This is a genomic window from Bradyrhizobium sp. P5_C12 (assembly GCF_054049735.1).
Window position 1 is genome coordinate 1 of the sequence record NZ_JBFULU010000078.1, and the last position, 22,271, is coordinate 22,271.

Here is a 22,271-nt window from a genome sequence, read left to right on the forward strand (position 1 = left end):
GCATAAAGGCTCGGCCTTCGGAAATATCGGACTTTGAAGACAGCGCTTTGTAGTGATGTGCAAGCTCCTTGCATCTGGCCGACGTAATCATCCGCGCTCCATGATCAACGTCAAATTGTTGAAGATATCTGCACAACCTCTGGAATTGCAACTTTTTCCCGATTGGGCTGGGGATGAGAAATAAGCGAGCGACCGGTTTCGTTCCCGCCCATCCAACCAAAGGAGGGCCGTTGTGAATCACATTTCCTGACCATCCTCGCACGACAAGGGCCGCTGCTTTGAGACAGCGGCCCTACCGGGTTTCAATAAATCCGAGATGAAAGGTACCAGCCCCGGCACAGATGATGCTCCGTTGCGACGAAGGTTCCTGCACCTACATATGTGAATCGCTTGGCCCGTTTTTGGAACGACCCCGGACATCCCGGGGCTGGAGCCGGACGCTACGGGGTCGCCCGGCGCACCACTCAAGGCGGCACGCCTGATTTTATATATCGTCTTCTCCGAAATTCAGGCGCGATAACAAATGATAAGATTTCTGGATTAAATTTACCGCGGACAGCAGCACCCGGCCGCTGCACTTCGGCTTCCCGATTGACATTTGATAATACGGGAACTTTCGGCAATCGCGACGCTGGATCGTCGTCGACGCGGAACCTTCGCCGTCGACACGCTTTTGAGACTTGCCTGTCTTTGGAGGCCGCTGGTGAACTGCGTTCTCAGCTTGCCACTCAGGACTGCCGGTCATGGTTGAAGAAGGAAAGCCGTGCGGCAGGCGCTTGGCAAGCCATCGGTGCAATGCCCGTTGCGGTGATTATGTATCCCGACTGAAGGCTAATCCCATCGGTTGCTCGATTACAAGTTGCGGTGATAAATTCTCACTCTCTCACGAGCCGGGGAGCGAGATGACCAAACCGGCGCGCGCGACGACTGATCTTAGCTTGCGCACCATCCTGCTCGTTGCCGCGGCGGCCTATTCAGTCTGGACGCCGTTCTATTTTCTCTGGCCTAGAGCACCGCCGGAAATCCTGCCGCCAGGAGAGCGCGTCGAGCCGATCAGCATGACGGGCCGGAGTGACGAAAAGGGCCACATTGTCCGCTTTTATGGATACAGGCAGAGCCAGGCAGACCTCGAAGATCGGCGACCACTTGCCGTCTATGAAGGCACGATGCCGTTGCCCCAGGGATATTACGAGTTCGAGCCGGTTAACCCAAAAAGCAAGTGGCGCGTTGTGAAGTTCAAGGCCAGCGATGGAAGCGACCCTAGAGAGAACGGCCGCCGCTACTACGCTGTTTTACCGAAGCCTGATTTCCGCCAAGTCGGGGTTCCTAGATGAGTGACATCTACAGCTTGCTTGTAGTGATCGCGGCCCTTGCGGTCCTTGTCATCGGCGCGGTGCTCGTGTTCAGAAGGCGCCGCATCCAAAATGGCTACGACGAGATTCGGAAGCATTTCGGCAAAGACTGGAGTTGACGCGCGTCAGCCGGTGAAGGACGCGCCGCTGAAGCAGGAAACCACCAGGATCACGGCCGAGGAGACCCGTGCCACCAATCCGAATCCACCAGCTTCTGACGCGCGACTCTCAGCTCGAATTCTTCGGCACGCTGCTTTGCCGGAAGCGCTCAGCGCCAGCGATCTCCACCCAGGCATGCTTCGACTGTTCGAAAACCGATCTGATCGGCGCGGGGTAATTTGGGTCCGCGATGGCGCCGACGGCAACGCCGATCATCGCCGGCAGGTTGTCGGCTTTCCAATAGACCGTCGAGCCGCAGTCGGGACAGAAATAGCTGCGGACCTTGCCGCCGCTTGCAGCTGTCCGAACGTACTCCTTCGGCGCTCCTGAGATCGTGACGGCGTCAGCCGAGTAGAAAGCACCGACGCCGAACGGCGCGCCCGTTCGGCGCTGGCAGTCGATGCAGTGGCAGGCCGCGACCAGCCTGGACGGTCCCGAAAGCGAAAGCGCAACAGCGCCGCAACTGCATCTGGCATCGATCATCGTAAACACTCCTTTGTTCAGCCGATCGTCCGCGAGGTGCGGCCGATCCGGGCGGGTGTCGCTTCGTTCACCCGGGCTACAATTCCTTGCGCTGCCCGACGGGCAAAACACGCAAGCGCTGGGTCAACCGTTTCGCACCAAAATATTCGCCTTTACAGAATTTCTGATTTGTCGCATTCTTCCGCCATCCTGATCCGGCGAAAGGGGCGGTCGTACGTCGTCACGAGCCGTGGATCGGGCTGCGGTGGACGCGAGCGGCGGCGTCGCGGATGCAAGTGGCAGGGCGGGGCAGTGGATTGAGCCGAACCCCGTGAGCACCTTGCAAGCCGCGTTGTACGGACGGCGCTCAAATCCTGCGAAGCCTTCGGGCGAAGGACGCTCTGGGGCGAAGCAGGAGAAGCTTGCGTACGGCGAAACCGTGTGGTCCTGGCCGTCGTTGCTACGGTCAAGTCTTGCGGAGATGCGGCGAGCCCGACCGGGCAGACTGCATCGCCAATTCGCGAGGCGACGGAGGCAAGAAGGAACTCGTCTCCGGGGAGAGCGCGGCATAGGCCGTCAAACCACTGCGCAGGGAAGGCCGGACGTCTCGGCTGCCCTGTGTCTCCCCTGTGCATTGCGCGTGCAATGCTTTTAGCACGGGGGCTTTGCGGGTGCCAGCCGGCGCCCGGTCTTCCCTGCGCCCTTTCTTCGGACGGGTGTGACGAGAAGCGCAAAGCTCGGGCGAAACGCGCCGCGAGAATGCGAAGCCGTGTCGGCTGTTTGAAGATGTGAAGTCGGTGCCCAAGCAACAACTTCTCACCGTCACCCTGAGGTGCGCGCCCAGCGGCGCGATTGCGCCGATGGCCAAGCCTCGAAGGGCGACGGCCCGGCTGCATCAGCTCGGCCGTTCATCCTTCGAGGCTCCTCGTGCACTGCTGCGCATTGCACGCCTCGCACCTCCAGCGACAACGGCTTCGCCGTTGCGCGGGGATGACGGGTTCAGCCCTGCCGCAATTGCGATACATCTTCCCGACCTCAGCGCGCCTCCCTCACTCCTTCCCCACCTCGAACGCCAGCAGCACGTTGCCGGCCACCCCGCTCCACTGGCCGTAGCCGGAATTGGTGTAGAGCATGCCGCCGGCGATGACTGGCCCTGGGCCGTCGATCGCACCGCCATGGGCGGGGACGCCGTTTACGGCGATATAGTCCCGCGCGGTGTCGAACTCCCACAACAGCTTGCCGTCGGCGGCGGCGTAGGCGCGCAGGAAGCCGCTGACACTGCCCGAGAACACGACGCCCGGGATCACGCTGACTGCGGCCGAGAGCGCGGGACTGCATTGCGGACGATCGCCGCAGGCGACCGGCGGCACTTCCATCGCGATTTTTCCGCTGGCGAGATCGAGCCCGAACAGGCCGCCGCCCTGCGTGGAGTCGAGACGCCGTGTGCCGTCGCGCAGGAAGCGCACGTCGGAATTCGCGACATAGATACGGTCCTGATCGGCCGCCGAGCCCCATTCGCTGCCGCCGAGCGCACCGCCCTTCCCGATCCGCGTCTGCCACAGGATTTTGCCGCCGTCGTCCGGATCGAGCGCGTGGACGACGCCGGACTTTTGCGCGATGGCGAGGACGCGCTTGCCATCGCGCAAGGTGACAAGGATCGGCGACTGTCCGAAATCATGATCCGGTCCGTGGTCCTCCGGGCAATTGGTCTTGTCCGCGCCGTAGCACGCCACGACATAGGCATCCTTCCGCGTCGCCTGCTGCTTCCACAACAGCTTGCCGGTCGCCAGATCGAGCGCGAGGATCGCGTCGCTGGTTTCGGACGGCGGGTTCGAATAGGAATTGCTGGTCGCGACATAAATCGCGTTTCGCTGCGCATCGATCGTCGGCGCCGACCAGATCGCAGCACCCGACGGACCGTAGAGCTGCGCCCCCCTGGCATTCTTGCCGGTCTGATGCGGCACTTCGGGGATCGTATAAGCCTGCCACGCCGGCTTGCCGGTCGCAGCCTCCAGCGCCACCACGCTGCCGCGGAAGGTGCAGCATTCGTAATTCGGTTGCGAGCCGGCGGCCTCCTCGAGCGAGGACACCGGCACATAGAGTACGCCGGAATGCAGCACCGGCGCGCCGGTGATGCGCGCCGCCGCGTGCTCCTCGACCTTCGTTTTCCAGATCAGCGCGCCGCTCAGCGCATTCACCGCATAGGCGTTGGCGCGAAGATCGCCGAAGAAGACCGCGAACTGATCGCTGCCGGGAAGCGGCGCCACCGTGATCGCGGCGCGGACCGCCGCATCGGTCGTGAAGGTCCAGAGCGTGCAGCCGCTTCGGGCATCGAGCGCATGTACCTTGCGATCGGTGCCGCCGATGAACAACAGGCCGCCCACGATCGTCGGCGGCGCAAACGACACCGAGGCGCCGGGAAATGCGTAGGCCCATTTCAGCCGCAGGCGCGGCACCTGGTCGGCGGACAGGCCTGCCATCTCGGCCGGCTGGAAGCGGCTGTTGTTGAGATCGACGCCCCACCCGTTCCAATGCGGACCATCGAGCGGCTGCGGAAAGCCGCTGACTTGCTGCGTGCAGCCGCCCTGCGCATCGGCCGCGGCAGCGCCGGTCGCGGTCTTGCCGGTGACGAAGGCTGCAATGGCCCGGCGCTCGTCGTCGCTGCGCGCCTTCGCCATCGCCGCCATGCTGCCGGAGGTCAGCGTCCCCAGCACATGATCGAACGACATCGCCTGCATGGCACCGCGGCCCGGCACACGGCTCTGCGCATCGCCGGCATCGTGGCATTGCGCGCAATGGCTTGCGTAGAGCGCGGCGCCGTCTTGCTGCGCCTTCGCCGAGGCGCAGCAGCAGATCAACATGGCGACTGCGATGACGCTCAGCTTCATGACGGCCTCCGGCCTTGTAACCGTGACACGGGATCGCTTCACACAACCCAGAGTGTATCGCGAAGGCAATCGCCGAGGCAACGGAGGTCGCGCTGGCGCCTGTCACCCAGGCTTTGCAATGCGACCGCCATCGGGCAATTCGTCCAGCCGCCAAAGCCCGAGGCTCTTGTCGCGCCAGCCGCCGGCGCCCTCCTCGCAACGTTCGTTGATCAGCGCGCGCGGCGCCGGCCAGCCGAAGGGCGGCCGCTCCATGTTCAGCGCGCGCCAGTCGCCGTCCTCGCAATCCTGATTGTTGTCCCAATCGGGAAAGGTCGTGACCAGCAGGAAGCGCGCGCCGCTGCCGCGAAAGCGGGCGACGGCGCGATCAATATTGGCAAAACTCAGATGCACGAGGCAGTCCCGGCACAGGATCATGTCGGCAGCCGGCAGCGCATCGCGCGTGATGTCCGCAACCAGGAAGCGGCCGGACAGTTCGCCGCGCGCCGCACGTTCAATGTTGGTCGCGATCAGCGACGGCACGATGTCAATGCCGGTGTAGTCGACATCGAGCCTCATACGGCCGATCCAGCCCGCGTCGCCGCAGGGCGCATCGAGCAGCGAGCGCACGCCGAGCCGCAGCAACAGCGGCGCAAGCGCCTCCCGGATCGCGGCGGTGGCGCCGTCCTCCGAGCCGAGGCCCGAGACCGAGGTCGCCGCGCCCCAAAGGTTCGTCCGCTCGATCCGGTCGAACCGCGCGGCGAGATCGAGGCCGGCAAAATTCTCGCGGTCGGCCACGAACCGGTCATGGGCGAGCACGGGAGGACGATTGGGGATCATCGGACAAGACTCGCATCGAAATTCCGTCGCATGCGCACTATACTCGGGGCGCGCTCCGTCCGAAATCGTCTGCAAGCGAACCCGTTCGCCTCACCCGTCGCGTTTCAATCCTATGCGTCCCACCACCAGCCGAGAGAAGGCCCGGATCGTCGCCGGCGCGGCCACGGCGGTCGTCATGACGGCCGCACTGCTCGCGCTCGCGCTGGGTTTCCTGCTGGCGCGATAGGACGCGCGGCGGACCGTTGCCGCCGCGCAGGCTCAGGCCGCGCGCACCGTCTGGAGGAATTTTCCGACTTCGTCCTTCAACCGGTTGCTGTCGGTCGCCAGCATCTTCGCGGTCGAGAGCACCTGCGAGGAGGCCGAGCCGGTCTCGGCGGCACCGCGCTGCACGTCGGTGATGTTGGTGGAGACCTGCTGGGTACCGTGGGCCGCCTGCTGCACGTTGCGGGCGATCTCCTGGGTCGCGGCGCCCTGCTCCTCGACGGCCGCGGCGATGGTCGAGGACACCTCCGACAACCGCTCGATCGTCGCGGAGATGTCCCGGATGGCGCTCACCGACTCCTGGGTCGCGGTCTGGATGCCGGAAATCTGCTGGCTGATCTCGCCGGTGGCTTTCGCGGTCTGCTCGGCCAGCGTCTTCACCTCGGAGGCCACCACCGCAAAGCCACGGCCGGCTTCGCCGGCACGCGCCGCCTCGATCGTGGCGTTGAGCGCCAGCAGGTTGGTCTGGCCGGCAATGGTGTTGATCAGCTCGACGACGTCGCCGATCCGCGTCGCCGCGATCGAGAGCTCGCTGACCCGCTCGGTCGTGGTGCGGGCCTGGTTGACGGCCTCGCTTGCCATCCGCGCGGATTCCTGCACCTGCCGGCTGATCTCGGTGACCGAGGAGGACAGCTCTTCCGTGGCGGTCGCGACCGATTGCACATTGCCGGTCGCTTCGCCCGATGCGGCCACGACGACCGAGGTCAGCTCCTGGGCGCGATGCGCGGTGGTTGCAAGCGTGGAGGACGATGCTTCGAGTTCGGTGGATGCGGATCCCACCGTTTCGATGATCTCGCCCACCGCCCGTTCGAAGCCGTCGGCGAGATTGATCATGTCGCGGCGGCGCTGCTCGGCGGCGTGACGCTCGGCTTCAGCCTGCGCCGCCTTGAGCCGTTCCACCTCGAGCGCGTTTGTCTTGAACACCTCGACCGTCTGGGCCATGTCGCCGATCTCGTCGCGGCGGCCCTTCTCGGGCACCTCGGTCTCGAGGTCGTTGTGGGCGAGGCCCTCCATCGCGAGCTTGAGCCGGGCGATCGGCCGGGACATCGCATTGAGGCCGATGAAGAACGCGATCGCGATGCCGACGATCAGGCCACCGGCGCTGACGCCGATCACGGTCCAGGTCGCGGATCTGGCGTCGCGATTGATGGCTTCCTTGCGCTTGGACACCGCCTGGGCCGTCTCGGTCACGAATTGGGCGATGCGCGCCAGGGCAGCATCGATCAGCGGGTCGCACTCCTTGTGCGCGCGTTCGGCTGCCTTGGCATTCTCTTCGACGCTGCTTGCCTGTGTGCCGTCGGTGAGCACCGGGTCGCAGCCGACGAAAACAGCCCTCAACTGATCACCGATGCTCCTGATCTCCTTGGCCCGCGTCGGGTCGTCCTGCTCGGCTGCTTCCAGAAACTTGGCGATGCCGTCGCGATTTTCCTTCGCGACCTTGAAGCGCCTGGTGTTGCCGGCCTCTGTCGCCTCGGTGAAGACGGCGTAGAGTGCCGCATGATAGGTCTCGGCGCGCCGCTGGGCGCGCGTGAGGTTGAGAGCCGCCGATTGGGCGGCGGAGAGCTCGGCAAAGCCGTCGACGGTCGCGGAGAGTTCGCGCGTACTGAAGCCGGCGACGGCGACCATCGCACATCCCATCACGGCCACGATCAGCGCGACCTTCCACACGATCTTCAAATTGTTCAAGAAGCTCATTCCAGCCGTCCAATGATTTTCCGGTCCCCAGCGACCGAAGCAGTCCCAGCGATGCCATTGGAACCAGCGGTCGTTAAAAATTGATGCCAAGTGACGCGCATGGTCCCATGCAAAAATAACCGTCCGGAGCCCGCCCGTAAGCCTCGCGCAAGCTTCGGCCGATCATGGCGACGCTGATCCGGGACGGCCGGCTCGGAACCAATCGGCGGCGTTGCCCGTTCTCGGCCCATGCGGATCAGAGAAGACAACCGAAACATGTTTCTGCTGGCGGTGGTGACGCTGTGCTGCGCCGTGGTGGCCGGCACGCTGGCGCTGCTCGAGCCGGTCCGGGGTCAGGGCCCGGAGACGCGGGTTGCCGAGAGCAGGCCGGTCGATGCCGCAGCCGAGGTACCGGTCCGAGTGGTCGGAGCGCCCTTCGTGCCCAACATCAATCCGCGCGCGCGATAGCGGTCACGTCGGCGAGGCCTTCTGGCCCTCCTCGGGCTGGCCATGAGCACGCACCAATTCCTCGACGAACGCGATCACCTCCGCCCGCTTGTCCGGCGGCAGCGACAGAAAGGCGCGCACGAGCCTCAAGCCCAGCACCTCGTCCGAATGTTCTTTGTCGGAATCCATCCGTCGAGTTTCGGGCGTTCGGGAAAAATATGCAATCCCCAGCAGAACTCCTTCTTGATTCGGCGAACCAGCTTTGCTGGAATAGCTCTATCTAGGGGTGGACCATGAAGTGGATCAGGGAACGCGACGAACTGATCGCGCAGACACTGGCCTTCGTCCAATCGGTAACCGGCAGGAAGGACCACTTTCCCCCGGCGGCTGCGCCGGGCGTATCCTTGGAGACCGTCGCCGTCGAGGCTGCTGCGGTCCAGGTCGAGCCGCGGCGCGCCGCCCCGCAGCCTCAGCCCGCCCAGGTCGTCCAAGTCGCCCAAGTCGCGCCGCCGCGGACCGGCGGCGATTTCCGCACCGAGATGCAGGCCCGCATCGCCAATTTCCGCAAGCACCAGGAGCGGTTCGAGCGCGAACGGGAGGAATATTGCGCGGCAACCCTGACCAAGCTCCGCGCCGCCATCGGCGACGTCCCGCCCCGTCCACCGCCGGCGGACAAATAGAGCCGGTCTCTCAGAGCCCCTATAGCCACGACCACACCAGCCAGAGATTGGCCGCGCAGGCGCCGAAAAGCGCCAGCGTCAGCGGCAAAAGCATGTGCCCGCAGGAGGTTTTCAGGTCGCTCGTCATGGCCGAAAACATCCGCTGATTCCGGCAAAAGAGTCCCAGGGATTCTTTTTTTTGGGATTCAGGACTCGTTTACGACTCACGGCCGGCCAGGTCCTGATCACGCCCCCGTGATCGACCGTCGGGCGGGGAAACCCTCACCCCCTGAAGACGTTAAGGGGCTTTATGGGAGCGGCAAGGATGCCCTACGCGCTGTTCTGCAACGACGCTCAGATCAGCAAAGCCTATCCGGATGAGGCCGACGTTTGGAAGCTTGCGCGGCGGAGCGGCCTCGTCGTCGACGTCGGTACCGACGATCGGCGGCCCGGACCGCGCCGGGTGCTCGACAACGACTACGAGATCAAGCCCTGCCGGGCCGCCCAAGGCGAGGACCCCGCCAAGAACAAGGCGGAGGCCGAGCTGCTGTCCAGGATGGAGCCGCAGTTCGATTCCTGAGATCTGGCGAAGGAAGGCCGGGGGCTAGTCAGGGCGTGGCGGTCGCCAGCGACGCCTGCTCACCGGCCAGGGCCACACAGGCCTTCCGGCGGTGCAGCCCGCGGATCGCGCCGGTGACCTTCAGCACCTTGCCGGACGGACAGGCGCTGTCCCGGACGAAGGCGACCTCATAGGGTGCCAGCATCAAGGGCTCGGATTTGAGGATTGTCTGTGCAGAGCACGGCAGCGCAACGACGCACAAGACCACCACCGACGCCAAGATACGCATGTTCGTTGTCCCACCAGCCCGTAATTCTCATGATAACGCGTTCCGGAGCGCGAGTTCCGTAAGCGGCAAAAATTATTTTTGCTTTACCTCAGCCCCATGACGCGCGTGAGAAGGCGCGCGCCGGAATGTTTGCTTGCAAATGACGCGCCAGATGGTTCACGCGAGGCAAACAAGGGGCCGGCGAGCAGGAGGCTGGCAAACGAAAGGCCGGCGAGGCCGGCCTTTGTCAGATCGTGGCGTCAGGTCATGGCGCCTGCCGGCGGCTCAGTAGCGCGAGGCCGACGGACCGCCCCAGCCGAACCGGTAATTCACACCGACCTTGACGGTATGCTCGTCCTCCCGGCCGCGGACGCCGACGACGTCTGCGGGGCCGGAGGTGAGCGTGGTGCTGCCGAAATTATAGTACTGGTACTCGGCCTTGGCCGACCAGTTCGGCGCAAACATGTATTCGAGGCCGGCACCGACAGTGTAGCCGTCCTTGCTGTTGCCGGAGGTGGTGAAGGCCTGCGGCACGCCGGCGACGTTGACGCCGAGATTGTTGTTGCGCCAGGCGTAGCCGCCCTTGGCGTAGACCAGCGCCGGTCCCCAGGTGTAGCCAATGCGGCCGGTCGCCGACCCGATCTGGTCGGTGTTGGACGTCACCTGCGTGCCGAGCGGGAACAGGACACCGTTGTTGTTGGTCGGCAGCCAGGAATACTGGGCTTCGACACCCACCACCCAATTGGGCGCGAACTGGTAGTCGAAGCCGCCCTGCACGCCGCCCAGGAAGCGGGCGTCGCTCGACTGGAAGCTGCTGTCGCCGGCGAACGCACCGCCGACATGGCCACCGATGTAGAAGCCGGTCCAGTTATAGATCACCTGCGGCGGCGTATAGGCCGGCGCCTTGGTATAGGGGCGCTGCTGTATGTCGGCCGCTGCGGCAGGCGCTGCCAACGCGAGCAGAGCTACCGCGCCGAGCCAATACGTTTTCATCGATCATCCCCGTTATCTAAACTACCCTTAGCAAACAACGTGGCGTGAATTTGGTTGCCTCGCGGCGATGCCGGAACGTTGATCGTTCGTGACTGTGACGGGGCGGCAACGACGTGTTTTGTTCCGTCACGTTGTCTTGCGCGGACAGATTTTGCCGTCCGCGCACGACTTGCCGTAACGATTTGTCGCAAGGCAAATCCGCTCCGTTCAAAGCTCGCCAAAATGTGATCCAGCGGCTCCGGCAGGACTGTTCTAGCACCAGGCGATGAAGGTGGGCTTTGCGCTACCGCGTCATCTTTTCCAGTTCCGGAAAGGGTCCGTAAACCGCCCCGGCGCAGAGCTCGTTGGCGCGGTCGACGACCCGATCCGCCCGGCCGTTGACGAAGACGACTGCCCGCTCGCGCATCCCCTTGTAGCTGCCGTCGGTCTCGCGTGGCGTGAAGCGCAGGCAGCTGACATAGAACTGCCGTCCGCCGAGTTCGCGCAGCACCGGCTCGGCCATGCTGGCCTCGCGCACGCCGACCGGATTGTTCAGATAGCTGCGCATCAGGGCCAGCGTGTCGCCGCGGAAATTGTCGGGGAACGGCTGCGGACCACCGGCCTGGGTGCCACCCATCAATGTTGAACGGTCGCCATCGCTGCCGAAACATGCCGCGAGCGCCAGCGGCAATGCCAGGATCAGTGCCAAGCTCACCGCACGTTTCGCCAATCGCCCCACAGCTCACGTTCTCCGCTCGATCAGAATCGGAGATGTTCTAGCCCCAAGGTTGCACGAAGGGAATTCGCTTGCGGCACGGCGCACCGGCCCGCCGCCGACACCTCGTGCTTTCGCACAAGGCATGGCGAACGGGCCGGGCCTGAATTCCGCACGCGGCGGCGGGGGGCAATGCTGGGGATCCGCCGCGCGGGATCAGTCGTTAGCTACGCTTGTCGGTGGTCGCCGGCTTGACGACGTCCGGCTGCGCCTTCAGCGACTTCTTGGCCGACACCTGCTTGTGGTGATGGCGATGCGTACGCACGGTCTTGTGCGCGTCGGGCGTGACGGCGGCATTGGCGTTCATCGCCTTCGCCTTGGAGTCCGCCTTGACGTCCGACTTGACGTCGGCGGCCTTGGTGTCGGCCTTGACGCCGGTGTCCGGCTTCGCGGCGGTGGTCGACGCCTTGGTCTGGCTCTGGTCAGCCTTGATCACCGGTGCGGTCGTCGTGGTGGTCTTGCCGGCCTCGGCGGCGAATGCCGGGGCTGCGATCACGGAAGCTGCAAGCAAGGCTGCGGAAATGGTCTTCAACATGGTGTGTCTCCTCTTTGAAGGATCTTGAGGCGGCGCCCTGTCGCCTACCCGTCGATCGTAGGTGGGAGCCTAGGTGCTGCGCGCTGAACCCAGTCTGAAGCCCGTTGCAGGCTTCCGTTCATCTCGATGACAAGTTTGTAATCTGCGGCAGAACGAATAAGCGGGGCTTTTGGGAATGTTTCTGCCCGTTGGGTGTTCCGGTCTTCGGGCAATCGTGTAGGATCGCCACGTTCCATACGGGAGAAGATAGATGCGCAGACTTTCCATGCTTCTGGTACCGGGACTTGTCTCGATGGCGTTGGCCGCCGGACCGGTGCTGACCAGCGCCTACGCCGCGGGCAGCGACGAGCCCTCGCCGCCGAAGTCGGACACCTCGACCAAGAAATCCAAGAAGAAGAGCTCTTCCGTCAGTGATCCCAAATTCCTCGCGGCCTATCGCACCGCCTACACCACGATCTACGACAACCACGACTACACCGGCGCGATCGACCAGCTGAAGTCGCTCAAGCGCGACGACGTGGCCGACGTCGCCAATTTGATCGGCTACTCCTACCGCAAGCTCGGCGACTACCAGTCGTCGAAGGTCTATTACGAGCTGGCGCTGAAGGACGATCCGAACCACGTCCGCACCTGGCAGTATTACGGCCTTTGGCAGCTCGAGCAGGGCAACCGCGAACAGGCGCAGTATCATCTGAACAAGATCGCCTCGCTCGCCGGCACCGACAGCTCCGAGTATCGCTCGCTGGCCGCCGCGCTCGACAAGCCGACCGGTGCGACGCTGGTCTACTGAGACTTCGCATCTTCGAATGAAGCGACGGGCACAACCTTGGGGTTGTGCCCGTTCCGCTTTCTCGGCTAGCCTCGCACCAATCTCCCCTCGCATATTGGTGCGCAATGGACACGTGGCTGCGATCCGCGATCGACTACATTGGCTCCTGGGTCGAATTCCAGCAGACGACAATCCAGCAGCCGGGCGTCATCGTCGCATTCGCTCATCGCGGCGAGATCGTCGCCGAGCATGCATTCGGTCTCGCCAATCTCGACACCGGCGAGAAGCTCACTCCGCGCCACCGCTTTCGCATCGCCTCGCACTCGAAGAGCTTCACCTCAGCGGGCATTCTAAAGCTGCGCGAGCAGCGCAAGATCCGGCTCGACGATCCGATCGGCCAGTATGTCGGCGGCCTGCATCCGCGCGTCGCAGAGACGACGATCGCGCAAGTGCTCTCGCACAGCGCAGGCCTGACGCGCGACGGCGCCGATTCCGGCCAGTTCATCGACAGCCGCCCCTATCTCAATGCGAAGGAGTTGCTGGCGGAATTGAAGCTTCCCACCGTGATAGACCCCGGCACGCGCTTCAAATATTCCAATCATGGCTTTGGCCTGATCGGCCTCGTGATCGAAGCGGTGACGAAGGAGCCCTACTCCGCCTGGATCAAGCGCGAGATCATCGAGCCCGCGGGCCTGCGCGAGACCGAGCCGGACGCGCCGCTTCCCAAGGGCGCGCCGTTCGCGCGCGGCCACACCCGAAAAGTGCCGCTGGGCGAGCGTTGCGTGATCCCCGGCGACAATCCCACGCACGCGATGGCGTCCGCCACGGGCTTCGCCGCCACCGCCGGCGATACGGCCCGCTTCTTCGCGCAGCTTGCGCCAAACGCCAGGAAGAGCGTGCTGTCGGTCGCAAGCCGCCGCGAGATGACGCGGCATCACTGGCGCATCCCGCAAAGTTTCGAGGCCTATTACGGCCTCGGCATCGGCGCCGGCAAGACCGACGGCTGGGACTGGTTCGGCCATGGCGGCCATTTTCAAGGTTACATCTCCCGGACCTGCTCCATCCCCGCTTGCGAGCTCGCGATCAGCATCCTCAGCAACTCCATCGACGGCGCGGCGCCGTTCTGGATGGACGGTGCGATGCAGATCCTGCGCGTCTTCAAGACCCGCGGCGCACCCGACCGGCGCGTGCGCGACTGGACCGGCCGCTGGTGGACGATCTGGGGCGCGACGGACCTCGTGCCGATCGGCAACCGCGTGCTCGTCGCCAATCCGCAGTTCAACAACCCGTTCATGGACGCCTCCGAGATCGAGGTCACCGGCCGCGACTCCGGCAAGCTCGCCTGGGCTGCCGGCCACTCAAGTTACGGTGAGCCCGTGCGCCGCGTGCGCGATGCGCGCGGCAAGGTCAGCGACGTCTGGATCGCCGGCGCCAATATCAAGCCGGAAAAAGTCGTGGCCCGCGAGATCGCGCAGAGATACCCACCGCGAAAACGCCGGCCTACTCCCTGATCAGCGCCTCGACCTCACTGCGAAACGCCTGCCGCGAGCCATCGCGCGAATAGAACATGTGGCCGCCGGGATAGACCACGAACTTCACCCGGGAGGTGGCGAAGGCCGGCAGCTGGTCGAGCACCCGCTTCGTTCCGAAATAGGGCGTGGCGAGATCGAACAGGCCGTGCGCGACCAGCACGTTCAGCTTCGCATCGGTGGCGAGGATCTGGCGCAGCTCCGACACCGACTGCGGCGGGTTGATGCCGCCTCCAAAATCCCAATTGCGCTCGACGGCGCCGTTCAGGACTTCATAGGAGCCGTCCGGCCGCCAGTTGAGCTTGCGTGTCAGGACATCGACCGCGGCACTCGTCAGCGGCGCCTGGAGCGTATCGCCTGAAGGGTCGCCGAAACGGGAATTGCCGGAATCCGGATAGGGATCGAGGCCGCGCACGGACGCGTCGTAGCGTCCGGTCACCTTGCCGTTCTTGCGGTCGAACTCGCGGCGGAATTCACCGACGTCGAAGCGGCCGGCGAGCCTGCGGCTCACCGCCTGGTCGATGCCGGTGAGTTCGGCGACCTTGTCGGCGAGACGGTTGGTGGCCTCCTTGTCGGCTTCGCCCTTGACGAGATCAGCCAGGAATTCGCCGCGCGCGTAAGCCTCGACGTCGGCGAGATCGGCGCGCGTGACCGGTCCCTTGACCTGTCCTTTGGCTTCGCGCGCCACCGCGACATAGCTCGGCAGCGTCGCGACATATTGTAGGAGGCTCGAGCCGGTGAACTCGCGGAAGTCCAGCAGCGGCGACACCAGGATCAATCCCCTGACGCCGACGCCATGCTGCAGCTGCAACTGGCGCACGACCTTCGGTCCGCGAATGCCGCCATAGCTCTCGCCCGCGACGTATTTCGGCGAGACCAGCCGGTCATGCCTCTCTAGCCAGCGGCGGATCACCAGTGCGATCGAATTGACGTCGCCATCGACCGAATAGAACCGCTTTCGCGCGTCCTCGCCGCTGGCGACGAAGCGGCTGTAGCCGGTGCCGACGGGATCGATGAAGACGAGATCGGTGAAGTCGAGCCAGGTCTCCGCGTTCGGCTTCACCTCGGGTGAGGCCGACGGCGACAGCCCCTCGCCATCGAGCGGCAGCCGCCATGGTCCGGCATTGCCGAACTGGAGCCACGCCGAGGATGCGCCGGGGCCGCCGTTGAACAGGAACGTGACCGGGCGGGTGGTGCGGTCGGCGCCGTCGAGCTCGTAGGAGGTGACGGCGATATCGGCCAGCGGATCGCCCTTCTCGTCGAACACGCGGATCGAGCCTGCGGTCGCGGCGAAGGCGAGCGTCCGGCCAGGCAGATCGAGCGTCTGCCTGGTGGTCGAATCCGCCGGGAGACGGTGTGGCTCGGCGGCAGACGGCGACGGGTTCTGCGCACCACCGCCGCGCCCGCCCTTCTGCCCGGTTGGTGCCGTCGTCTCGGAACGCGGCTGCGGCGGATCGTCCGCACGCGCAAAGCCTCCAAGCGCGAAAGTCGACACCGCCAGCACCAGGGCCGTGCAACGGAGCGCCGGCAAGCTCGTGATCATGATCGTTCTCCCTTCCCGGCTGTGAGATCCGGAGAGCCCGAAATGTTAGCGCGGAATTGCGACGGTTTGGGGGATCATTGGCCAGGTGCCCCCTGAAGAGGCCGATCGGGCGCGAAACGCCCCCCGGTTTCGTCCGGAATCCGGCAGTCGCCCGTTTGCCTTGAAGGACGGTCATCCTCGACAATCGAGGCCCAGGCCTATAGACGAGCCCGGCGGAACTTTCTCGAGCCAGCAGGCCCTGCCGGAAGCCATGACCAAGCCCTCGCGATACGACCGGATCGCCTTCGTCGCCAGCCCGAGCGGCGAGGCGCAGGCCGCCCTCGGCCAGCTCACCAAGCATTACGGCAATTGCGATCCGAACGAGGCCGACGTCGTTGTCGCACTCGGCGGCGACGGGCTGATGCTCCAGACGCTGCACCAGCACATGCGCACGGGAAAGCCGATCTACGGCATGCATCGCGGTACGGTCGGCTTTCTCATGAACGAGTACGCCACGCACCATTTGCGCGAACGCCTCGAAGCGGCCCATGAATCCGAGATCCACCCGCTGCTGATGCGCGCGACCGACGTCAACGACCGCGTCCACCTGCATCATGCCATCAACGAGGTCGCCCTGTTCCGGCAGACCTACCAGGCCGCGCGCCTGCGGATCCTGATCGACGAGCGCGAGCGGATGCCCGAGCTGATCGCCGACGGCATCATGGTGGCGACGCCGGCAGGTTCGACTGCCTACAATCTGTCCGCGCAGGGGCCGATCCTGCCGATCAACGCCGCGCTGCTGGCGCTGACCCCGATCAGCGCCTTCCGCCCGCGCCGCTGGCGCGGCGCGCTGCTGCCCAACACCGCCTATGTCGTGATCGAGGTGCTGGAGGGCGACAAGCGCCCCGTCGCGGCGGTGGCCGACCACGACGAGGTGCGCGACGTCCGCCGTGTCGAGGTGCTGTCCGACAAGACCATCTCGATGCGCATGCTGTTCGATCCCGGCCACAGCCTGGAAGAGCGGATTTTGCGCGAGCAGTTCGGCTCCTGAGCTCCGACGCGGATCACTGGCCGCAAGGCTGAACCGATTCCAGGCCTCCCGCCATGGCGGGATCCCCGAGCAGATCGAAATCCCTGACGACGGGAACGAAGCTCTTCGTCTCCGACGTCATCAGATAGATCGTCACGCGCAGCGATGCCTGCGCCGCCGCGTTCGTGCGGCAAAATTCCTTGGCTCCGACGCCGAGCCCCATCGAGCCGCGCTTGCCTTTCTGCCCCTGCTCGACCATCGACGCACGCAGCGCCTCGAAGCGCGCAGCATCGCCCGGCGACAAGCGATAGGCGTAGGTTGAGGAGCCCTGCGGTGGCGCAGGCAGGCCGACGCGATCTCGCGGGTCGCTCATCCCCATCATGGCGAAGCTCGTGTTGGTCTCGGCCTCGCCGGCCACTTTGGTGACGACGTCGAGCTTGACGCCGCCCGAACGTGGCCGCAGCGCGTCAGGCAATTGCACGGCGACGCGCAGCATCGACAGATCCGTCGTCCTGGCATCGATGCGGGCAAGCGGCGGGATCGATGTCAGCGGCACCGAGCTGCAACCGGCAAGCATGAGCGCAGCCGCGCTCGCAAGAACACGCGCCAGGCGGTTCATCGCAGGCATCTCCAATCTAGACTTGAAGGATTCGCTAGGCCGATTTCCGGCCGGCCCCACGCGGCTCTAGCGCGTCGTCCGCTCTGTCGGGGACATATTCCAGGATATCGCCGGGCTGGCAGTCGAGTACGGCGCAGATCCGCTCGAGCGTGTCGAAGCGGATGCCGCGCACCTTGCCCGACTTCAGCAGGGAGACGTTCGCTTCTGTGAGTTCGATGCGCGCGGCAAGCTCACGCGACCTGATCTTGCGCCTGGCGAGCATGACGTCGAGGTTGACGATGATCGGCATGGTCAGATGATCTCGCTGTTCTCGTGCCACGCGCGAACGGCATCGGCCATCACGGTTGCGAAGGCGACGAGCGCGAGGCCGCTCAGCACCGACAGCACATGCGGCTGCTCGACGCCGAACATGACCACGAGCTGGCCGGGCTCGTTGGCGCGCGTCAGATTGATCGTGGTGAGCATCTGCACCAGCGGCGATATCAGCGCGTTGACGATCAGTGCGAGGCCCATCCGGCGGATGCGCCAGGCGTTGTCGGACACGAAGACCTCACCGCGCGCGAAACGGGAGAACAACATCGAGAGCTGCAACAAGGCGTAGAGAACGGGGCCAAGTCCGATCAGGCTGATCAGGGCGCCGGCGAGGCGCGTGCCGAAATTGAGCGTGAAGGGCCGCGCCCCCAGCGGGGACTGTGTCGCGATCCAGTGTCTAAGCACCTCGTCGCTCGACCAGAGCAGCGGCACCGCAAGCACAGCGCCGACGACGCACAGGAGCGCGCCGACGGCCACGATCCGTCCGATACGCCGCAACCGCGGCTCGACCGGCGCAGGAAAAGGAAACGCGATCACGCTCATCGGACTAGCTCCCATTCAATTGTATGTTTTTATCGTTTTACAATAAAAAATGGCAGAATTACGATATTATCATCTCCCCTCCCCACGTACCCCGCGAAATGCCAGCAGCAACCCTTCATTAACCCCCGCCGCGATATGGTTAACGAAAGTTGACCGCTCTGGCCCAGGCGTCATGTTCCGCATCGATTTCAACAAGCTGCGCTTCCTCGTCTGCGACGACAATCCGCACATGCGCCGCATCCTGCGGACGCTGCTGCATTCGTTCGGCGCGCGCGAGGTCTACGAGGCCGAGGACGGCGCCACCGCGCTGGAAATGTACAGCCATTACGTACCCGATATCGTCATCACCGACTGGGCGATGCCGATCTTCGACGGTCTCGAGCTGGCGCAGATGATCCGGCAGCCGGAATCCAAGGGCAATCCCTATGCGCCGATCATCATGCTGACCGGGCATTCCGAAAAGCGCCGCGTCACGATCGCGCGCGATGCCGGCGTCACCGAATTTCTGGCCAAGCCGATCTCGGCCAAGGGCCTCTACCAGCGCATTCTCAACGTGGTCGCCAATCCCCGGCCCTTCATCAAGACCAAGACCTATTTCGGGCCGGACCGGCGCCGCAACACCAATTCCGCCTATATGGGCCCCGAGCGCCGTGTCGGCGAAAAGCACGAGGTGCTCCAGCAGCCCTCGCTGCTCGACAAGGCCCGCTCCTCCATCTAGCGCAACGTCTTAAAGCGACGAGGCAGGCATCATGGCGAAGAACAGCGCAAAGGACATCGAGGTCAAGGCCTTCGCCACGCATCAATTGATCACGCAGCCCAATCCGCTGCGCAAGGTGCTGCGCCGGGTCAAGGAAAAGGACATGGACGATCCGGTCGAACGCGCCGAGCAGGCGCTGGCCGGCCTCGCCAGTGAGTTCAAGGACTGGATGGCGACCGAGGTCACCCGGCTGTCGGCCGCCTACGTCGCGATCCGGAACGACGGCTTCAGCAAGGACAGGCGCGACGAGCTGTTCCGCGCCGCGCACGACATCAAGGGCGACGCCGCGACGTTCGGCTATCCGGCGGCGGCCGCAGTCGCCGAGAGCTTGTGCCGCGTCATCGAGCACGCGCCTGATTTCGAAAGAGTGCCGGCCGAGCTGTTCACGCACCACATCAACGCCATCCTGGCCATCGTGCACGAGAACACCAGGCTCGACAGCATCAGCGTCTCCGCCGAGTTGAGCCGCCGCCTGCGCAAGGTCGCCGACGAATATCTCGCCCACGTCAACCGCGACCGCCCCGAGCATCTCGAGGTGATCCTCGCGCCGAGCATCGTTCCGGCGGAGTAGCTCCCCTCGTCATTGCGAGCGCGATCGTAGGGTGGGTTAGCGCAGCATAACCCACCGCTTTGATTTCCGCAGAGACAGAAGTGGTGGGTTACGCCTAGGACTGCGCTTCGCGCCGTCCTAGAGCTAACCCACCCTACGGCATCTCGCTACGCCGCGATCAGATCGTCATACACCGGATCGATCGCCTCATCGGCGACCAGCTCGTCGCAGAACAGCCTTGCCTCTTCACGGGCGGACTCGGTGGCGAAGCGCCGCAGCAGGATCATCAGCGGCTCGGTGGCGCCGCCGTCGGTCTCGCAATGGGTGAGCACGCGCTCGACCATGCGCCGGCGCAGCCGCACGGCATTGTCGTCGGTATCGACAAAGCCCTGCTCGTGGCAGGCATCGAGCGCGACCTGGAACGCCGCGAAGGTCGCCTCGGGAAGGCCGGCGCGGCGCAGCAGCGCATGCAGGCTGGCGCCGCCGCGGTCATGCAGGAGCGCGGACACGCGCGCCAGCGGCAGATCGGCCAATTCGGCCAGCGCGGCGTCGAAGAGTTCGAGATTGCTCGACAGCAGCGCGCGCAGGATCAGGCCCGCGGTGAGCTGGCCGGTGATGCGCAGATGCCGCACCAGCCCCTGCATCTCCTCGCCGCGCGAACGCGCCGCGATGTTCATGGTGGAGCGATCACGCGCCTCGGCCGTCATGCGGTCGGCGCGGTCGGCGCTCAGCCAGTTCCGCGCCACGACGAATTGCGCCAGCGTCTCCGAGAGCTTTGCCACCAGCGCGGCCCGCGTCGCGGCCGGCAGATCCTCGAGCACCAGCATCGCTTCGCGGATCGCGGCGAGATGGCCGTGACGCTCGACGATGCGGTCCCAGGAGAACGGCGCGAGCTCGGCATAGGGATTTTCGATCAGCTCCAGCGCGGCTGCGGCGCAACCGACCTCGGCGATCGCGGCGCAGACCGAGACCGGCAGTGCGATACGGCGGGCGATGGCGCATTGCACCTCGCCGTTGCCGGTCGCAACGATGTCGACGAGATCGGCATCGATCAGGAGCGGCGAATGTTCGAGCACCGGCAGCGCGACGGTCGGCTGGTCCGCCGACAGCGCCCGCACGATCGCGGCCGGCGCATCCGTGCTGCGCGCAAAGGCCTCCGCCATCGCCTGCCGCACCAGCGGCGACGGATCGTCGAGCAGCATCAGCAGCGCGCCCTCGGCGGCGACGCGGTCGTCATGGGAAAGGTCTGAGATCAACCAGGCCCGGGCCAATGCCCGCGTCGCCTCGGCCCGCTCGCCGGCGGGCGCCGTCCTGATCCAATTGATGAACTGCCGAACAATCATGCTGCTTCCGGCTTACACAACAAACGAAAATGGTGACGGCTCGTCACCTGCAACACAAAATAAACCACGACGCTTAACAAAGCGTTCACCATAACTGGCTGGTTTTATTGACGTTTTGTTAATGGAACCAAGCTGCCTGACTCGCCTGCACCCGCTCTGCAGCGGAGCGTCAATGCGTGCCGCTCCGCGTCCGGGACACGAGAGTAGACGTCAGCTCGAGAAGGTGCCGCTGCGATCGCTGAAGAGATCAAGCGGCTGCGGCGGCCGCACCTCGGGGGTCGCTGAAGCCACCGAGGTCAGCGAGGCATTGTTGCCCCACAATTTCTGCACCGTCGTCGAGACCGGCTGCGTGGCATCGCCGGGCTGGTAGATCGAGCGAAACACCGGCGTGCTCGGTGCATTGTCCGCGACCGTCGCTGGCGACGTTGCGCCGACGGGCGTCACGCCGCGGGTGTCCGGAAAGGTCTGGAGGTAGGCGGCGTTGTTGATCAAGGGTGCGGTCGCCTGCACACCGTTTGCGCTCGCGACCTGCGTGGTCGACGGCGCGTCCCCATACATCGCCATCGCGCTGCGCGTGGTCTTCGAATTTGCCGCGCTCGCGTAGCGCGCGTCCAGCACCGAATAGACCTCGGAGACGCTGCGGGCGCGGCCATCCCTGGCGTAGAAGATCGAACGGTTGGCGGATGCCGCATTGGGGAACAGCCGCGCGCCGATCGCTTGCGGATTGTCCTCGGCATTCGCGATCAGTTTTGCGGCTCCGCCGACGCCCATGAAATGCGCCATGTAGAGCTCGCTGTCGGACGGCCTGCGACCGAGCAGACCGGTAAGCTTGAAACTGTTCGACTGCGTCAGCGCCGCCGCCATGCTGGAGGCAGCCTCCGGGTCGTCGCGCAGCTTCATGATCGACCGCTTCATCACGGGATCGTCGACGGTGTAGCTGCCCGACGAGGTCCTGGTGATTGCGTCGGCGTAGTTGCCATAGCCGAGCTGGGTCCCCGCCTCCTTCACCGTACCGAGCCAGGTCTGGTCGATGAACTGGTAGAGCCCGTGCGCGGACGACGTCGTGGCGCCCGCCGTCGGATCGAAATCCGATTCCATCTTGGCGGTGGTCAGCATGTATTCGAAGCTGACGCCGGTGAGGCTGGAGGCCTGCTTGATCGCACCGGCGACGCGCGCCCGCGACGGATCGGTAGCGGCCGTCTGCGTGGCACTGGAATTGTCGACCGACATGATGGAGTGCCCGCCCCGCGCGGCGTTGAGCGGCGCCGGCAATTCGGACGCCCTGTCGTCTCACCGTGGGACAGCTATGGTTAATGCGGGGTTAATTCGGCCCTCGGCCCCCACCCCGAGTCATTCCGGGGCGCACCAAAGGTGCGAGCCCGGAATCCATCCACCTGCGCGTGATGCCTCACGATGGATTCCGGGCTCGCGCTGCGCACGCCCCGGAATGACAGAGGGGCTACTTCTTAT

25 protein-coding genes are annotated in these 22,271 nt (G+C 64.9%); 10 read left to right on the plus strand and 15 right to left on the minus strand.

Going from position 1 to position 22,271, the window contains the following annotated elements; genetic code table 11:
- Nucleotides 1-902: 902 nt before the first annotated feature.
- Together ACXJMY_RS35965 and ACXJMY_RS35970 are read left to right on the plus strand one after the other, a co-directional pair.
- Nucleotides 903-1,334, plus strand: coding sequence for a hypothetical protein (locus ACXJMY_RS35965; protein ID WP_456624093.1), 432 nt, complete (start codon nt 903-905; stop codon nt 1,332-1,334).
- The gene (locus ACXJMY_RS35970) at nt 1,331-1,471 is read left to right on the plus strand and encodes an LPXTG cell wall anchor domain-containing protein (RefSeq protein WP_456624094.1); all 141 of its coding nucleotides are present in this window, start codon (nt 1,331-1,333) and stop codon (nt 1,469-1,471) included. Before ACXJMY_RS35965 ends, ACXJMY_RS35970 begins: the two co-directional genes overlap by 4 nt.
- Nucleotides 1,472-1,580: 109 nt before the next feature.
- Here the strand turns inward: ACXJMY_RS35970 and ACXJMY_RS35975 are convergent, their stop codons facing one another.
- The 4 genes from ACXJMY_RS35975 to ACXJMY_RS35990 all read right to left on the minus strand — a co-directional run bounded on the left by ACXJMY_RS35975 (nt 1,581) and on the right by ACXJMY_RS35990 (nt 7,633).
- A complete protein-coding gene (locus ACXJMY_RS35975) occupies nt 1,581-1,994 on the minus strand; it encodes a GFA family protein (RefSeq protein ID WP_456624095.1) in 414 nt (137 codons plus the stop codon).
- A 1,028-nt stretch (nt 1,995-3,022) separates the two neighbouring features.
- Entirely contained in the window at nt 3,023-4,861 is a 1,839-nt protein-coding gene (locus tag ACXJMY_RS35980) for an outer membrane protein assembly factor BamB family protein (RefSeq protein WP_456624096.1), read from the minus strand.
- A 102-nt stretch (nt 4,862-4,963) separates the two neighbouring features.
- Nucleotides 4,964-5,677: a class I SAM-dependent methyltransferase gene (locus tag ACXJMY_RS35985; protein ID WP_456624097.1), complete on the minus strand. Its 714-nt coding sequence runs from the start codon at nt 5,675-5,677 to the stop codon at nt 4,964-4,966.
- A gap of 258 nt (nt 5,678-5,935) precedes the next feature.
- Nucleotides 5,936-7,633 carry a methyl-accepting chemotaxis protein gene (locus tag ACXJMY_RS35990; RefSeq protein ID WP_456624098.1) on the minus strand — a complete coding sequence of 566 codons (1,698 nt, stop codon included), beginning with the start codon at nt 7,631-7,633 and terminating at the stop codon, nt 5,936-5,938.
- 255 nt (nt 7,634-7,888) lie between these two features.
- On the opposite strand from ACXJMY_RS35990, the gene ACXJMY_RS35995 reads away from it, so the two are divergent.
- Complete coding sequence (locus tag ACXJMY_RS35995; RefSeq protein WP_456624099.1) at nt 7,889-8,080, plus strand: hypothetical protein; 192 nt, start codon at nt 7,889-7,891, stop codon at nt 8,078-8,080.
- 3 nt (nt 8,081-8,083) lie between these two features.
- Here ACXJMY_RS35995 and ACXJMY_RS36000 read toward each other — a convergent pair whose 3' ends face one another.
- Entirely contained in the window at nt 8,084-8,248 is a 165-nt protein-coding gene (locus ACXJMY_RS36000) for a hypothetical protein (RefSeq protein WP_456624100.1), read from the minus strand.
- A 104-nt stretch (nt 8,249-8,352) separates the two neighbouring features.
- On the opposite strand from ACXJMY_RS36000, the gene ACXJMY_RS36005 reads away from it, so the two are divergent.
- Both ACXJMY_RS36005 and ACXJMY_RS36010 read left to right on the plus strand, forming a co-directional pair.
- Nucleotides 8,353-8,739: a hypothetical protein gene (locus tag ACXJMY_RS36005; protein WP_456624101.1), complete on the plus strand. Its 387-nt coding sequence runs from the start codon at nt 8,353-8,355 to the stop codon at nt 8,737-8,739.
- Between the two features lie 304 nt (nt 8,740-9,043).
- Nucleotides 9,044-9,298: a hypothetical protein gene (locus ACXJMY_RS36010; protein ID WP_456624102.1), complete on the plus strand. Its 255-nt coding sequence runs from the start codon at nt 9,044-9,046 to the stop codon at nt 9,296-9,298.
- Between the two features lie 28 nt (nt 9,299-9,326).
- Here ACXJMY_RS36010 and ACXJMY_RS36015 read toward each other — a convergent pair whose 3' ends face one another.
- From ACXJMY_RS36015 to ACXJMY_RS36030, 4 genes are all read right to left on the minus strand, one after another.
- Nucleotides 9,327-9,566 (minus strand): hypothetical protein, encoded by a 240-nt coding sequence (locus tag ACXJMY_RS36015; protein ID WP_456624103.1) that lies wholly within the window; start codon nt 9,564-9,566, stop codon nt 9,327-9,329.
- Between the two features lie 264 nt (nt 9,567-9,830).
- Entirely contained in the window at nt 9,831-10,538 is a 708-nt protein-coding gene (locus tag ACXJMY_RS36020; RefSeq protein ID WP_456624104.1) for an outer membrane protein, read from the minus strand.
- 283 nt (nt 10,539-10,821) lie between these two features.
- Entirely contained in the window at nt 10,822-11,256 is a 435-nt protein-coding gene (locus ACXJMY_RS36025; protein WP_456624105.1) for a hypothetical protein, read from the minus strand.
- A 199-nt stretch (nt 11,257-11,455) separates the two neighbouring features.
- Nucleotides 11,456-11,827, minus strand: a complete 372-nt coding sequence (locus tag ACXJMY_RS36030) for a His-rich protein BRANT (RefSeq protein WP_456624106.1) — start codon at nt 11,825-11,827, stop codon at nt 11,456-11,458.
- Nucleotides 11,828-12,077: 250 nt separating this feature from the next.
- Between ACXJMY_RS36030 and ACXJMY_RS36035 the strand changes: the two genes are divergently transcribed.
- Nucleotides 12,078-12,617 carry a tetratricopeptide repeat protein gene (locus ACXJMY_RS36035; RefSeq protein ID WP_456624107.1) on the plus strand — a complete coding sequence of 180 codons (540 nt, stop codon included), beginning with the start codon at nt 12,078-12,080 and terminating at the stop codon, nt 12,615-12,617.
- 104 nt (nt 12,618-12,721) lie between these two features.
- Complete coding sequence (locus ACXJMY_RS36040; RefSeq protein WP_456624108.1) at nt 12,722-14,107, plus strand: serine hydrolase domain-containing protein; 1,386 nt, start codon at nt 12,722-12,724, stop codon at nt 14,105-14,107.
- Here the strand turns inward: ACXJMY_RS36040 and ACXJMY_RS36045 are convergent.
- Nucleotides 14,097-15,668, minus strand: a complete 1,572-nt coding sequence (locus tag ACXJMY_RS36045; RefSeq protein ID WP_456624109.1) for a S10 family peptidase — start codon at nt 15,666-15,668, stop codon at nt 14,097-14,099. The two genes, ACXJMY_RS36040 and ACXJMY_RS36045, sit on opposite strands and share 11 nt — an antisense overlap.
- A gap of 250 nt (nt 15,669-15,918) precedes the next feature.
- Here ACXJMY_RS36045 and ACXJMY_RS36050 point away from each other — a divergent pair, with 250 nt between their 5' ends.
- Entirely contained in the window at nt 15,919-16,698 is a 780-nt protein-coding gene (locus tag ACXJMY_RS36050; protein WP_456624110.1) for an NAD kinase, read from the plus strand.
- A 13-nt stretch (nt 16,699-16,711) separates the two neighbouring features.
- Here ACXJMY_RS36050 and ACXJMY_RS36055 read toward each other — a convergent pair whose 3' ends face one another.
- The 3 genes from ACXJMY_RS36055 to ACXJMY_RS36065 are packed head-to-tail and all read right to left on the minus strand — an operon-like array spanning nt 16,712 to nt 18,151.
- Nucleotides 16,712-17,296 (minus strand): hypothetical protein, encoded by a 585-nt coding sequence (locus ACXJMY_RS36055; RefSeq protein WP_456624111.1) that lies wholly within the window; start codon nt 17,294-17,296, stop codon nt 16,712-16,714.
- Nucleotides 17,297-17,330: 34 nt separating this feature from the next.
- Complete coding sequence (locus tag ACXJMY_RS36060) at nt 17,331-17,585, minus strand: helix-turn-helix domain-containing protein (RefSeq protein ID WP_456624112.1); 255 nt, start codon at nt 17,583-17,585, stop codon at nt 17,331-17,333.
- Between the two features lie 2 nt (nt 17,586-17,587).
- Nucleotides 17,588-18,151, minus strand: a complete 564-nt coding sequence (locus ACXJMY_RS36065; RefSeq protein ID WP_456624113.1) for a DUF2975 domain-containing protein — start codon at nt 18,149-18,151, stop codon at nt 17,588-17,590.
- Nucleotides 18,152-18,323: 172 nt separating this feature from the next.
- Between ACXJMY_RS36065 and ACXJMY_RS36070 the strand changes: the two genes are divergently transcribed.
- Both ACXJMY_RS36070 and ACXJMY_RS36075 read left to right on the plus strand, forming a co-directional pair.
- A complete protein-coding gene (locus ACXJMY_RS36070) occupies nt 18,324-18,869 on the plus strand; it encodes a response regulator (RefSeq protein ID WP_074123331.1) in 546 nt (181 codons plus the stop codon).
- Nucleotides 18,870-18,900: 31 nt separating this feature from the next.
- Entirely contained in the window at nt 18,901-19,479 is a 579-nt protein-coding gene (locus tag ACXJMY_RS36075; protein WP_456624114.1) for an Hpt domain-containing protein, read from the plus strand.
- 146 nt (nt 19,480-19,625) lie between these two features.
- On the opposite strand, the gene ACXJMY_RS36080 is transcribed toward ACXJMY_RS36075, so the two are convergent.
- Both ACXJMY_RS36080 and ACXJMY_RS36085 read right to left on the minus strand, forming a co-directional pair.
- Nucleotides 19,626-20,801: a DUF2336 domain-containing protein gene (locus tag ACXJMY_RS36080; protein ID WP_456624115.1), complete on the minus strand. Its 1,176-nt coding sequence runs from the start codon at nt 20,799-20,801 to the stop codon at nt 19,626-19,628.
- 210 nt (nt 20,802-21,011) lie between these two features.
- Nucleotides 21,012-22,073 carry a lytic transglycosylase domain-containing protein gene (locus ACXJMY_RS36085; RefSeq protein ID WP_456624116.1) on the minus strand — a complete coding sequence of 354 codons (1,062 nt, stop codon included), beginning with the start codon at nt 22,071-22,073 and terminating at the stop codon, nt 21,012-21,014.
- Nucleotides 22,074-22,271 lie beyond the last annotated feature (198 nt).

Bases quoted from the DNA above. Each gene is read 5' to 3' on its own strand.
- ACXJMY_RS36010 (WP_456624102.1), top strand. From the start codon at position 9,044: ATGCCCTACGCGCTGTTCTGCAACGACGCTCAGATCAGCAAAGCCTAT.
- ACXJMY_RS36065 (WP_456624113.1), bottom strand. From the start codon at position 18,151: ATGAGCGTGATCGCGTTTCCTTTTCCTGCGCCGGTCGAGCCGCGGTTG.
- ACXJMY_RS35990 (WP_456624098.1), bottom strand. From the start codon at position 7,633: ATGAGCTTCTTGAACAATTTGAAGATCGTGTGGAAGGTCGCGCTGATC.
- ACXJMY_RS35975 (WP_456624095.1), bottom strand. From the start codon at position 1,994: ATGATCGATGCCAGATGCAGTTGCGGCGCTGTTGCGCTTTCGCTTTCG.
- ACXJMY_RS35980 (WP_456624096.1), bottom strand. From the start codon at position 4,861: ATGAAGCTGAGCGTCATCGCAGTCGCCATGTTGATCTGCTGCTGCGCC.
- ACXJMY_RS35965 (WP_456624093.1), top strand. From the start codon at position 903: ATGACCAAACCGGCGCGCGCGACGACTGATCTTAGCTTGCGCACCATC.
- ACXJMY_RS35985 (WP_456624097.1), bottom strand. From the start codon at position 5,677: ATGATCCCCAATCGTCCTCCCGTGCTCGCCCATGACCGGTTCGTGGCC.
- ACXJMY_RS35995 (WP_456624099.1), top strand. From the start codon at position 7,889: ATGTTTCTGCTGGCGGTGGTGACGCTGTGCTGCGCCGTGGTGGCCGGC.
- ACXJMY_RS36080 (WP_456624115.1), bottom strand. From the start codon at position 20,801: ATGATTGTTCGGCAGTTCATCAATTGGATCAGGACGGCGCCCGCCGGC.
- ACXJMY_RS36075 (WP_456624114.1), top strand. From the start codon at position 18,901: ATGGCGAAGAACAGCGCAAAGGACATCGAGGTCAAGGCCTTCGCCACG.
- ACXJMY_RS36040 (WP_456624108.1), top strand. From the start codon at position 12,722: ATGGACACGTGGCTGCGATCCGCGATCGACTACATTGGCTCCTGGGTC.
- ACXJMY_RS36035 (WP_456624107.1), top strand. From the start codon at position 12,078: ATGCGCAGACTTTCCATGCTTCTGGTACCGGGACTTGTCTCGATGGCG.
- ACXJMY_RS36045 (WP_456624109.1), bottom strand. From the start codon at position 15,668: ATGATCACGAGCTTGCCGGCGCTCCGTTGCACGGCCCTGGTGCTGGCG.
- ACXJMY_RS36015 (WP_456624103.1), bottom strand. From the start codon at position 9,566: ATGCGTATCTTGGCGTCGGTGGTGGTCTTGTGCGTCGTTGCGCTGCCG.
- ACXJMY_RS36000 (WP_456624100.1), bottom strand. From the start codon at position 8,248: ATGGATTCCGACAAAGAACATTCGGACGAGGTGCTGGGCTTGAGGCTC.
- ACXJMY_RS36005 (WP_456624101.1), top strand. From the start codon at position 8,353: ATGAAGTGGATCAGGGAACGCGACGAACTGATCGCGCAGACACTGGCC.
- ACXJMY_RS36050 (WP_456624110.1), top strand. From the start codon at position 15,919: ATGACCAAGCCCTCGCGATACGACCGGATCGCCTTCGTCGCCAGCCCG.
- ACXJMY_RS36020 (WP_456624104.1), bottom strand. From the start codon at position 10,538: ATGAAAACGTATTGGCTCGGCGCGGTAGCTCTGCTCGCGTTGGCAGCG.
- ACXJMY_RS35970 (WP_456624094.1), top strand. From the start codon at position 1,331: ATGAGTGACATCTACAGCTTGCTTGTAGTGATCGCGGCCCTTGCGGTC.
- ACXJMY_RS36070 (WP_074123331.1), top strand. From the start codon at position 18,324: ATGTTCCGCATCGATTTCAACAAGCTGCGCTTCCTCGTCTGCGACGAC.
- ACXJMY_RS36030 (WP_456624106.1), bottom strand. From the start codon at position 11,827: ATGTTGAAGACCATTTCCGCAGCCTTGCTTGCAGCTTCCGTGATCGCA.
- ACXJMY_RS36055 (WP_456624111.1), bottom strand. From the start codon at position 17,296: ATGAACCGCCTGGCGCGTGTTCTTGCGAGCGCGGCTGCGCTCATGCTT.
- ACXJMY_RS36060 (WP_456624112.1), bottom strand. From the start codon at position 17,585: ATGCCGATCATCGTCAACCTCGACGTCATGCTCGCCAGGCGCAAGATC.